Consider the following 11,791-nt stretch of genomic DNA (forward strand, 5'->3'; position numbering starts at 1 on the left):
TCACATACAAAAAGATTCCGCGGAAGGAAACAATCCTTCCGCGGAACCACAAATTATCTTAAAACATTGAAATACCGAGCTTCCGGATGAGCAAAGACGATAGCCGAAACAGAAGCCTCAGGCTCCATCATACAGCCTTCAGTTAACTGAATTCCGATTTCCTCCGGTTGAATTAATTGAAACAACTTCTTTTGATCCTCAAGTTCAGGGCATGCTGGGTAGCCGAATGAAAAACGCTGTCCTTGATAATGAGCCGCAAAACGATCCTGCATGCTGAAATCGAGTGGATCCGGGAAGCCCCAGCGGTCACGCATTTGCCGGTGAATTAGCTCGGCAAATCCTTCGGCCGTTTCCAAAGCAAGTGCTTGGAGGGCATGGCACTCTAAAAAGCGCCCTTCCTGCTTAAATTGCTCCGCTTTTTCACGGATTCCTTTGCCAGCTGTAACCGTAAAGAATCCTACATAATCTTTCTCACCACTGTCCACTGACTTAAGGAAATCAGCTAAACAAAGATGTGGTGCCGATTCCTGACGCGGGAAGTCAAATGTTTCGATGACCTCGTCTGGATTTTCTGGGTTGAATATCAGCACTTTATTACCATCCGCCTGTGCTGGGAAGAATTGATAAACAGCCGCAGGAGAAATCCAGCCGTTCACACGAGCATCAGTTAATAATTGGTCAACTACTTCTTTCACCTTAACTGCTTTTTCATCCTTTTCAGCTAATAATTTGGCAATTTTCCCTTTGACACCAAGATGGTGGCCAATTAACATTTGCATATTGATATACGGTTCAATATGGGAAAGCGAGTATGTTTTCAGGATATGTCGCTTTGTATCCATTGGCGTAAAGACAGGAGCTTTTGTCGATACTGCTGGCTTCGATTTTACCGCAACGGAAACAGTAGAAGGACGCTCATACTCCCTCGGCACATTTAAAGAGGCTAATTTTTCATTTTTCTCCAGCATTAATTTCTGGACTTCCTCTTCCGAATTCAACTGATTGGCTAGCGCTAGACCTGTCATTGCATCCTTAGCATAAAGGACAAGGCCATCATACTCCTTGGCAATCTTCGTATCGGTGAATTTCCGCGATAACGCTGCCCCACCAACGAGGATAGGTACGGCAATACCGGATTCCTTCATATCTTGAGCTGTTAACACCATTTGCTGTGCAGATTTCACCAGTAAACCGGATAAGCCAACCATATCTGGTTTTTCACGCTGAATGGCCTGGACTAAATCAGTTGGATTGACTTTAATTCCAAGGTCGATTACCTCATAGCCATTATTACTAAGGATGATATCAACGAGGTTCTTCCCGATATCATGTACATCTCCTTTGACGGTAGCTAAAATGACTTTCCCTTTTGTTGAAGATACATCGCCTTTTTCCATATGTGGCTCTAAATGCGCTACAGAGGCTTTCATAACTTCTGCGCTTTGGAGTACTTCGGCAACGATGAGCTGATTGTCGTTAAAAAGACGACCAACCTCTTTCATCCCGTCCATTAACGGTCCATTAATAATATCAAGTGGTGCAGGGTAAGTTTCAAGAGCAAGGTCTAAATCTGGAAGCAAGCCTTCTTTCGTACCCTCCACCACATAATAGGCAAGTCGTTCTTCTAGACTCATATTTGGAACAGTGGATTTCGATTCTTTCTTTTTACCGCGATAAAATTCCGTAAAGGTGGCTAACGTCTCATCTGTTGTATTAAAAAGAAGCGCCTCCGCTAACTGAACTTCTTCCTTAGAAATAGAAGCAAACCGCTCTAATTTTTCCGTATTGACAATCGCATAATCAAGCCCGGCCTGGGTACAGTGATAGAGAAAAACTGAATTTAGCACTTCTCTGCCGACTGGTGGGAGGCCGAAGGAGACATTACTAATGCCAAGAATGGTCTGTACTTCTGGAAATTGCTCCTTAATTAATCTAATCCCTTCTACTGTAGCCTTTGCAGAACCAATGTACTGTTCATCACCCGTCCCAACAGGAAAGACAAGCGGATCAAAAATGAGATCCTGTGGTTTTAAACGATATTTATTGACAAGCAGGTCATAAGAACGTTTTGCAATTGCGAGTTTTTGCTGTGCAGTTACTCCCATGCCTTTTTCATCGATTGTCCCGACAACCACAGCTGCACCGTAGCGATGGATTAATGGAACAACCGCTTCAAACCGCTCTTCGCCATCTTCCAGATTAATCGAATTAATAATTGCTTTACCTTGAGAATATTTAAGGGCCCTCTCAATGACCTTTTCATCTGTTGAGTCAATGACAAGCGGCGCCTTTACTTTCTTAACGACTTCTTTAATAAAATTTTCCATGTCGACCATTTCTTCACGGTCAGGGTCGGCAAGGCAAAGGTCAATCACATGGGCGCCGCCTTTAACTTGGGCACGGGCAATTTCTGCTGCTTCCTCAAATTTTCCTTCCGTGATTAAACGTTTAAATTTGCGTGAGCCAATGACATTTGTCCGTTCGCCAACCATGATTGGCCGTAGCGTCGGATCATCATAGATAAATGGTTCAATCCCGGATACCATATGGACCGCGTTTGGCTTAAATTCTCTTGGTTGGAATTCCTTCATTGCATCGGCAATCGCCTTAATATGGTCAGGGGTGGTTCCACAGCAGCCGCCAACAATATTCAGCCAGCCATGGGCAGCGAAATCAGACAGCTTTTTAGCTAAGGTCTCTGGTGTTTCATGATAATGACCTTCTTCATCAGGCAAACCGGCATTTGGATAACAGCTGACAGCTGTTGAGGCCAAATTTGCTAATGAACGAACATGGTCCTGCATGAACTCTGGGCCAGTAGCACAGTTAAGTCCCACTGCAACAGGATTCATATGTTCAACGGAGATAAAAAATGATTCAATTGATTGTCCAGCAAGAGTTGTGCCCATCGGTTCAATGGTCCCTGAAATAAACAGCGGCAGGGTTTTACCTGTTTTTTCGAACGCCCTTTCAATCCCAACATAGCCAGCTTTCACATTCAACATATCTTGACTTGTTTCAAGTAGAAGTAAATCGACCCCGCCATCAATGAGGCCGATTGCTTGTTCCTCATAGGCTGCTGCTAATGCATCAAAGGTTGTTCCACCGGTGACACTTAGTGTTTTGGTGGTCGGTCCCATCGAGCCTGCTACATACCGTGGCCACTCATCGGTTGAAAATTTGTAGGCTTCTTTCACAGCGAGAAAGGCAGCTATTTTATTTATCTCATAAGCTTTAAATCCTAGATCATATTCATCGAGAACTAGACTTGTCGCGCCGAATGTATTGGTTTCAATGATATCTGCCCCAGCCTCTAAATATTGACGATGAATATTAGCAATAACAGAGGGTGCGGTTAGCACTAAGTTTTCGTTACAGCCTTCAAATTGCTCTCCGCCAAAATCATCTGCTGTTAGGTTTGCTTGCTGGATCATTGTTCCCATTGCCCCGTCCATGACGAGGATTCGTTGTTTGAGTTGTTCAGTAAATGGTGTTTTCGGCATAGGTGCTCCCCCTCAATTCACTTGCACGCTGACGAGCATATAATGCCAATTCAGCAGTTAATTCATAGCGTAAAAATGGTGTGATTAAATAAATCCCGTTAAATAAATCAAGAGCGGTATCGATTAATGATTTAGTAATTTCAATTCCTTCTCGCGCTGCCTGCAGCGGATTATCGTTCAAAATTGCCATTCGGTTACGGATCGAATCGGCAATTTTAATCCCTGGCACTTCATTATGAAGAAACTCGGCATTTTTACTGCTTGTCAGCGGCATCAGGCCAATATAAATTGGTGCCTTAAGATGTTTCGTATTTTCATAGACTTCAATTAACTTTTCCTCTGAAAAAACCGGCTGGGAGATAAAATAATCTGCTCCGTATTGTACCTTCTTCTCCAATCGCTTGACCGCTTTTTCAACCGAGCGGACATTAGGGTTAAAGGCGGCAGCGATACTAAAAGCCGTTTTTTGTCCCAAATCCTTTCCGGAAAAAGATAAACCTTCATTTAATTGCTTAATCATTTGAATTAGTTCAAAAGAAGAAACATCGTAAACAGACGAAGCTCCAGGGAAATCGCCTACTCTTGCAGGATCGCCTGTGATCGCTAAGACATCATTCATCCCAAGAGTGTGCAAGCCCATTAAATGGGATTGTAAGCCAATAATATTACGGTCACGGCAGGCAACATGAATGAGCGGCCGCATTCCTAACTTTTCTTTCACTAAATAACCTAAAGATTCGTTAGAAATCCGCACGGTGGCAAGAGAATTATCCGCTAAGGTAATCGAATCGATTCCAGCTTCTTTTAGGGCTTTAGCACCTTCGAAGAACTTAGTGGTATCTAGTTTTCGAGGAGGATCTAATTCGACAATCACCGATGGTCTTTCTTTCACGATCTCATGAAGGGGAGCGAACTCCCTTATAGGAGAAAGCGAGTCAATTATGATCTTCTTTGGTTTTAATTTTACTATTTTTTCAGTTATTGGGACACTATTCTTTAATTCAGCCGCAAAGGCTTTTATATGTTCCGGCGTTGTCCCGCAGCATCCCCCAAGTAAACGGACCCCTTGGCTTCGGAAGGCTCTTGCTGAATTTCGAAAATAATCAGCATCCCCTTCATAATGAAATTTACCGTCCGTATAAGCCGGGAGACTAGCATTGGGATAAGCAGATAGGAAAGCATGCTCAGGCAATTCAATCTGTTCCAAAGCGACTAACATATGATGGGGACCAAGACGGCAATTAAGACCGACGACATCAGCCCCAAGACTTTCGAGTCGTTTTAAGGCGTCATTGACAGGAGTACGATCTTGTAAAAATCCAGGCTCTTGATGAGAGACTTGGGCAATAATTGGCAGGTTTGTTTCCTTTTTAGCAATCGTAAGAATGGTCTCAAGCTCTTCAAAATCATAGAAGGTTTCGAGTAATAAGCCATCAACACCTTCAAGAAGGAGGCAATACAATTGTTCACGGAAACTGCGTTTTAATTCTTCAATAGATATAGAATCAGGTTTAATTCCGCGATTACCGCCAATGGTTCCAAGAACGTACGTATTGGTTTTTGCAGCAGCCTGTTTAGCTAATTGGACAGCCGCACTGGTAATTTCTTTTACGGAATCCTCTAAACCATACCTTTGCAGTTTTAAGTAGTTGGCTGCATAGGTATTCGTTTGAATGACATCCGCCCCGGCAGCAATATAGGCTTTATGGATCGATTGGATGTGTTCTGGCTGGGATAGATTCAATTCCTCTAAACAGCTATCCTTTCCGTAGGAATACAACAGAGTTCCCATCGCGCCATCCGCTATTAAGATTTGATTTTTTAATTTTTCTAAAAAGCTCATGGTCATTCTCCTTGCTGTAAAACCAATTGATTCTTGCGAACATGTTCTAAAGCTTGCGAAAAATCCTTAATCAAATCGTCAGGATTTTCAAGTCCAACCGACAAACGAACAAGGCTATTGGTAATCCCACGCTTTTCTCTCTCATCTTGAGGCATAGCTGCATGGGACATTTTTGCAGGGTAGGAAAGAATCGATTCAACTGCTCCAAGGCTGACAGCAAACACAGGGATTTCTACGTTTGCAAGAAAGGTTCGGAGCGTATCTTCATTCGCTAATTCAAAGGATAGAACTGCTCCAGGTCCGGCCGCCTGATCCTTCTGAATTTGATATTGCGGGTGACTTTTGAGCCCAGGATAATGGACCTTTTCAACGAGCGGATGAGAATCTAAAAACTCTGCTAGTTTAATAGCTGACTTTTGTGATTGTTCTAAACGAACATGTAACGTCTTAATTCCTCTTAAAACGAGCCATGCATCTTGAACACCGAGGATCGCTCCAAACCCATTTTGCAAAAAGCCTAATCTTTTTGCCAAATCTTCATCATTGACAACGGCAAGTCCCGCAACGACATCACTATGACCGGATAAAAATTTCGTCGCGCTATGCAGAACAACATCGGCACCTAACTCCAACGGCTTTTGATGGGAAGGTGTGAGGAAGGTATTATCAACGAAGGTTAACGCTCCTGTCTCCTTAGCAAGTCTGCTAATCTCGCGAATATCAGTTACTTTCATTAACGGATTGGAAGGAGTTTCTACATAAAAAGCCTTGGTATTGGGCTGAATGGCATGTTTTACTTCAGCTAAATTAGTCATATCGACAAAGGTGTGTTCAATTCCGAGCCGAGTCAGAACCTGAGTGACCATCCGAAACGTCCCGCCATAGACATCCTCTGTAATCACAATATGGTCACCAGTAGAAAGGAGTAGAAATGCTGTTGAAATAGCAGCCATACCAGATGAGAAAGCAAATCCTTTAATTCCGCCTTCGAGTTCGGCAATCACATCCTCCAAGGCTTCTCTTGTTGGATTTAAACTGCGGCCATAATCGTACTTACCAAACTGGTCAAAATCAGCCTGATGGAAGGTGGATGCATGTTGAATCGGTACACTGACTGCCCCGGTTGTCGGATCAATTTTATGCTTATTATGAAGGAGCCTGGTTTCAAAGGTATAATCTTTTTTTTCCATTATGCAATCACTCCTTCTTTTACTTTCGCAAAGGCTTGCTCAAGGTCTGAAATAATATCGTGTGAATCTTCAATTCCAACGGAAAAACGCAATAATCGATTACAGACACCTGCTTGAATCCGTATTTCCTCCGGGATATCTGCGTGTGTTTGCGTTGCAGGATACGTAATGAAACTTTCCGTCCCACCTAAACTTTCCGCAAAGCTGATTAGTTGTAAGCCTTGTAAAAATGGATTCACCCATGCTTCGTCCTTAATCCTAAAAGATACCATTCCGCCTCGGCCGGGGTAGAGGACATCGGTAACAGCATCGTGCTGGGATAGAAATTCGACCGCAGCCTTTGCATTTTGTTCATGTCGTTCCATTCGAAGGGACAATGTTTTCATTCCGCGCATTAATAACCACGAGTCGAATGGACTTAGCACAGCTCCAGCACCGTTATGGTGGAAGGCCAATGCTTCACAAAGTTCTTTTCCTTTTGCCACAACCAGACCGGCTAGGACATCATTATGTCCTCCCAGGTATTTCGTTGCACTATGGATGACAATATCTGCGCCAAGGGTAATCGGCTGCTGCAGGAGTGGTGTATAGAAAGTGTTATCCACAATTAATATTAATCCGTGTTGTTTTGCAATCTTTGAAACTGCCGCAATATCAGATTCTTGCATAAGCGGATTGGTTGGTGTTTCTAAGAAAACGGCTTTTGTTTGCGGGGTGATTTTCTTTTCAATTTCTTCCGGACAACAGGTATTCACATATTGAGTTGTTAAGCCCCATTTTTTATAGCCCTTTTCTAATAAGCGGTAGGTCCCTCCATATAAATCTTCACTAACAATCCATTCGTCACCAGATTCAAATAGAGCAAGAATCAGTTGAATCGCAGCCATACCAGAGCTGCATGCAAATCCCTGGTTAGCATTTTCTAAATCAGCGATTGTTTTCTCAAGGAGCTGGCGTGTTGGATTTCCTGTTCGTGTATAGTCAAATCCGGTGGATTGCCCAATACCCTCGTGCCGGAAGGCCGTTGAAAAGTATACTGGTGGATTCACTGTTCCTGTTGTTGTTTCACTGCGGTTTCCTATTTGGGCAAGTTTCGTATCAATTTTGTACATAACGACCACTCCTTGTGTTGTATAAAAAATAATAAAGTGAAACTTCCATCAGTGGGGGGTTCCATCCCCACCTGATGGTTAGTTGAACCAATCGGGCTTTTACTGCCAGTTAATGTCGGATAAATAAAAAAAGCCTTTTTCATAAGAAGAAGGCTTTTGTAAGTGCGACCAAAAAGTCATTCTTCTTATCTTGCAAATTAGCAGGTAATTTGCAGGACTTAGCACCTTTTCAATGAATATCACCATTGATGGTTGCTGAGGTGTCTTCGGGCCCTTCCCTCAACCTCTCTTGATAAGAAAATTAATATTTAGATTATTTATAAAATTTACTACAAATTAATGAGAGTGTCAAATATTTTTTGGTTAGGTTTATATAATAGAAAGAATAATCACTTTGTTTTGAAGAAAATACATTGACACTAATAGTTGAAGGATTTATTATGGATTTATAAGTTGTTCTTGATAAAGAACCAATTGTGTATTACATAGGTGAAAAGTTATATTATTAGCTAGATTTAAGCTGTTTTATGAGTAAAAAAAGGGGAATTTAGATTTTGAATAATTTCCTATATTTAAGCATGGTTTAGGTGTTCTATTTAGTGAACTGCATTGAAACTTTTTTAACATAGCAGGAGGAAAGAATGAGTGCAATTGCCGGTATTTATCATTTCAACGATGAACCTATCAATTTAGAGCATGGAAATCGAATAATGAAGAAACTAGAAAAATATCCGGCAGATGATATTTTAACCTGGCATAATGACAAAGTCTTTCTTGGCTGCCACGCGCAATGGATAACCCCGGAGTCTCGGGGTGAAAAACTTCCTTACTATGATCATGAAAGGGAGTTAGCCATTACAGCCGATGCAATCATTGATAATCGGGATGAATTGTTCGAGAAATTACAAGTGGATAAAAGGGATAGAAAAAAAATCACTGACAGTGAACTTATTTTACTTTCTTATCATAAATGGGGAGAAGACTCTCCGAAATATCTAGTTGGTGATTTTGCGTTTATGATTTGGGATGAGAGGAAAAACCAATTCTTTGGTGCTAGAGATCCCTCAGGTTATCGGATGCTTTATTATTACCAAAATCCATCAAGATTTGCATTTTGTACAACTATAGAGCCATTGTTAGCTTTACCATATATTGAAAAGGAGCTAAATGAACATTATATTGCTGAGTTTCTAGCAATTACAGGAATGATTGATACAGTGGATGCTCGGATCACTCCCTTTAAAAATATTGAACAAGTACCTCCATTTCATTCAATTAAGATAACTAGAGATAAAAAAATGATTAATAGATACGGTAGTTTCTATTCCGATAAACAGTTAATACTTAAGTCAAATGAAGAATATGTTGAAGCTTTTCAAGACGTTTTTCAGAAGGCGGTAAACTGTAGGTTAAGGACTTTTCAAGGAGTAGGTTCTCAATTAAGCGGTGGGCTGGATTCGGGAGCAGTTGTCGGATTTGCAGCAAAAGAACTGCGAAAAGAGAATAGAATGCTTCATACTTTTAGTTATATTCCACCAAAGGACTTTGTTGATTTTACCCATAGAAAATTAATGCCTGACGAACGGCCATATATTAAGAAAACCGTTGAACATGTTGGTGGAATCTCTGACCATTATTATGATTTTGATGGGCGAAGTTCTTATAGTGAAATCGATGACTTTCTTGAAGTGATGGAAATGCCGTACAAATTTGCTGAAAATTCTTTCTGGTTTAGGGGCGTTTTTGAAAAGGCAAATGAAAAAGGCGTTGGAATCCTGCTAAATGGAGATAAAGGTAATTCGACAATCTCTTGGGGCTCTGCGTTACATTATTATGCGATTCTGTTAAAGCAGATGAAATGGCTACGTCTTATTACTGAATTACATAAATACAGTATAAATACTGGTGGTGCTAGATTTCGGTTATTGCCGCAAATAGTTAGAAAAGGATTTCCACTTATTAATCAAATTAAAGCAAATGACAATGGGTTTAACCCTCCGACTCTAATTAACCGAGAACTTGCAAGGAGTACTGGTGTATTTTCAAAGTTAAAAGAGTATGGAATTGATCAGACTGGCTGGTTAACCTCACAAAATATTTACGAACAAAGAAGAATTGTTTTTGAAAATATAGCCACTTGGAATTCTGGGAATACACTTGATGCTAAGTTGTCCTTACGATATAAACTCTGGAAGCGTGATCCCACTAATGATATTCGAGTCGTTCGCTATTGTTTTTCAGTTCCAGAAGACCAATTTGTTCAAAATGGGGTAGATCGAGCGCTAATCCGAAGAGCAACAGAACATGTGCTGCCAGATCAAATTAGGTTAAATCAAAAAGTTAGAGGTATTCAAGCTGCAGATTGGCTCCATCGTATGGTTCCACATTGGAATATGCTTATTAAAGAGGTTAATAACCTTCTCAAAGAGCCTAGGATGATAGACTTTTTTAATGAAGAGGTAATAAGGTCGGCACTCATCAAAAGCGAAAAGGGTCTAAATACAGAAAGTATGTCTGACCCAGACTACAGAATTCTAATGAGAGCAGTAATAGTCTTTCGTTTACTAAAAAAATACTTTGAAAGGGGGTGATTAGATGAAAAGAGAATGGAGAAAACCGGTATTAACAATGTTGGATGTGAAGTTGACAATGCACAATACTGCTGGGAATTTTTATGATTCTCACTATGCTGATGGTGAGACTATACCAACAGACCCAATTACTGGTCAGCATATGGATGCTAAAAGTTAGTAGTTTTGTAAAGGATGCAATAAATCTGTTTAAAATTTTATCATTAGAGTACATTGACAAGTATTGTTTGGCTAAAAAAAGTGCCCTTATATAGAGGATGATATAGGGGCCTTTTATATAATCAGGGATTATTGGGGTGAATACGATGGAGACAGTAGCAAATGAAGTGATCTATAAGGCTTTTGGGTTTTCGGTGAGAAGTAAAATATCTTTCCCTGAATTATTAATAGTCGAAAACAATAGTGACTCTATAGATATAGAGATAGAATTAAAGGATTTATCAAATTTATGGTTAGAACTATCTGACTCGAAAAGCACACTTGTAATGAACGAAATGCTAGTCATGTTTAAGGTTGCTGATACTGCAATTTTTCTTATTGAAAAGGGTAAACGAATTACTGTTTCACCAATAAATCAATATAAAGAAGATATCATACGTCTCTATTTATTAGGAAGCTGCATGGGTGCTGTCTTGATGCAAAGAGGAATCCTTCCGCTACATGGGAGCGCAGTTGCAATTAATGGAAAAGCTTACGCTATTATTGGTGATTCCGGAGCCGGGAAATCTACTCTGGCATCCGCATTTCTACATAAAGGTTATCAATTATTAACAGATGATGTAATAGGTATATATTTTACGAAAGAAAATGAACCTATGGTGATTCCATCCTATCCCCAACAGAAACTTTGGCAGAATAGTTTAGATGAATTCGGAATAAACAACAGGGAACTCAGACCTATTTATCAGAGAGAAACTAAGTTTGCCATTCCAATTAAAAACCAATTCTCATCTATCCCATTACCTCTTAGTGGATTATTCGAATTAGTAATAACTGAAAAGGAAGACGTAGAGCTTAAGCAAATAGAAGGTCTGTATCGTTTACAGACACTTTTAATTCATACTTACAGGAATCTGCTTATCAAAAATCTAGGGCTTACCAACTGGCATTTTACAAATTCAACAAAAATTGTTAATCAGATAAATATGTATCAGTTACAAAGACCGAAAAAAAAATTTACAGCGAATGAGTTGGTTTTACAAATTCTAAGTTGCATAAAGAAGGAGAATGAAAGATGAAAATATTAAATGTAGATAAACTCACAATGGAAACTACAATCGTTCAACGTCCAGGAAATATTATCAGTGATATGGATGGAGAAACTGTCATGATGAGTATTGAAAACGGAAAATACTACAATTTAGGTGAAATCGGAGGGGCTGTTTGGAAAAATCTATCTATACCTATTACTATTGGTGATTTAATCTCAAAATTAACTAGCGAGTTTAATGTGGAAATTAGTGAGTGCCAGAAAGAAGTAATCCCTTTTCTAGAGCAGTTATTAAACGAAAGATTAATTATGATTGAAAAAAGTATTTAAATCAAAATTGAA

The 11,791-nt window shown here is 40.1% G+C and carries 8 protein-coding genes and 1 riboswitch; of the genes, 4 read left to right on the plus strand and 4 right to left on the minus strand.

Annotation, left to right across the window (positions count from 1 at the left end; genetic code table 11):
• Positions 1-53 precede the first annotated feature (53 nt).
• From metH to V7121_RS10470, 4 genes are read right to left on the minus strand one after another with little or no spacing between them, the layout of a single operon-like run.
• Positions 54-3,503, minus strand: coding sequence for a methionine synthase (gene metH / locus V7121_RS10455; protein ID WP_335502190.1), 3,450 nt, complete (start codon positions 3,501-3,503; stop codon positions 54-56).
• The gene (locus V7121_RS10460) at positions 3,481-5,346 is read right to left on the minus strand and encodes a bifunctional homocysteine S-methyltransferase/methylenetetrahydrofolate reductase (RefSeq protein WP_335502191.1); all 1,866 of its coding nucleotides are present in this window, start codon (positions 5,344-5,346) and stop codon (positions 3,481-3,483) included. The genes metH and V7121_RS10460 overlap by 23 nt, the downstream gene beginning before the upstream one ends.
• A 2-nt stretch (positions 5,347-5,348) precedes the next feature.
• A complete protein-coding gene (gene metC / locus V7121_RS10465) occupies positions 5,349-6,536 on the minus strand; it encodes a cystathionine beta-lyase (RefSeq protein WP_335546519.1) in 1,188 nt (395 codons plus the stop codon).
• Positions 6,536-7,648, minus strand: coding sequence for a methionine biosynthesis PLP-dependent protein (locus V7121_RS10470; protein WP_335502195.1), 1,113 nt, complete (start codon positions 7,646-7,648; stop codon positions 6,536-6,538). The genes metC and V7121_RS10470 overlap by 1 nt, the downstream gene beginning before the upstream one ends.
• 182 nt (positions 7,649-7,830) lie before the next feature.
• Positions 7,831-7,947: riboswitch (SAM riboswitch) on the minus strand.
• A gap of 342 nt (positions 7,948-8,289) precedes the next feature.
• Here V7121_RS10470 and V7121_RS10475 point away from each other — a divergent pair.
• The 4 genes from V7121_RS10475 to V7121_RS10490 all read left to right on the plus strand — a co-directional run bounded on the left by V7121_RS10475 (position 8,290) and on the right by V7121_RS10490 (position 11,779).
• Positions 8,290-10,239, plus strand: a complete 1,950-nt coding sequence (locus V7121_RS10475; RefSeq protein ID WP_335502197.1) for a lasso peptide isopeptide bond-forming cyclase — start codon at positions 8,290-8,292, stop codon at positions 10,237-10,239.
• A gap of 4 nt (positions 10,240-10,243) precedes the next feature.
• Positions 10,244-10,399 (plus strand): paeninodin family lasso peptide, encoded by a 156-nt coding sequence (locus V7121_RS10480; RefSeq protein ID WP_335502199.1) that lies wholly within the window; start codon positions 10,244-10,246, stop codon positions 10,397-10,399.
• A gap of 145 nt (positions 10,400-10,544) precedes the next feature.
• Positions 10,545-11,477: an aldolase gene (locus tag V7121_RS10485; RefSeq protein ID WP_335502202.1), complete on the plus strand. Its 933-nt coding sequence runs from the start codon at positions 10,545-10,547 to the stop codon at positions 11,475-11,477.
• Complete coding sequence (locus tag V7121_RS10490) at positions 11,474-11,779, plus strand: lasso peptide biosynthesis PqqD family chaperone (RefSeq protein WP_335502204.1); 306 nt, start codon at positions 11,474-11,476, stop codon at positions 11,777-11,779. Before V7121_RS10485 ends, V7121_RS10490 begins: the two co-directional genes overlap by 4 nt.
• Positions 11,780-11,791: the final 12 nt, after the last annotated feature.

Origin of the sequence: Neobacillus drentensis, from assembly GCF_036962125.1 — a bacterium.
GTDB lineage: Bacteria > Bacillota > Bacilli > Bacillales > Cytobacillaceae > Neobacillus > Neobacillus drentensis_B.

Bases quoted from the DNA above. Each gene is read 5' to 3' on its own strand.
- V7121_RS10470 (WP_335502195.1), bottom strand. From the start codon at position 7,648: ATGTACAAAATTGATACGAAACTTGCCCAAATAGGAAACCGCAGTGAA.
- V7121_RS10485 (WP_335502202.1), top strand. From the start codon at position 10,545: ATGGAGACAGTAGCAAATGAAGTGATCTATAAGGCTTTTGGGTTTTCG.
- V7121_RS10475 (WP_335502197.1), top strand. From the start codon at position 8,290: ATGAGTGCAATTGCCGGTATTTATCATTTCAACGATGAACCTATCAAT.
- V7121_RS10460 (WP_335502191.1), bottom strand. From the start codon at position 5,346: ATGAGCTTTTTAGAAAAATTAAAAAATCAAATCTTAATAGCGGATGGC.
- V7121_RS10490 (WP_335502204.1), top strand. From the start codon at position 11,474: ATGAAAATATTAAATGTAGATAAACTCACAATGGAAACTACAATCGTT.
- metC (WP_335546519.1), bottom strand. From the start codon at position 6,536: ATGGAAAAAAAAGATTATACCTTTGAAACCAGGCTCCTTCATAATAAG.
- V7121_RS10480 (WP_335502199.1), top strand. From the start codon at position 10,244: ATGAAAAGAGAATGGAGAAAACCGGTATTAACAATGTTGGATGTGAAG.
- metH (WP_335502190.1), bottom strand. From the start codon at position 3,503: ATGCCGAAAACACCATTTACTGAACAACTCAAACAACGAATCCTCGTC.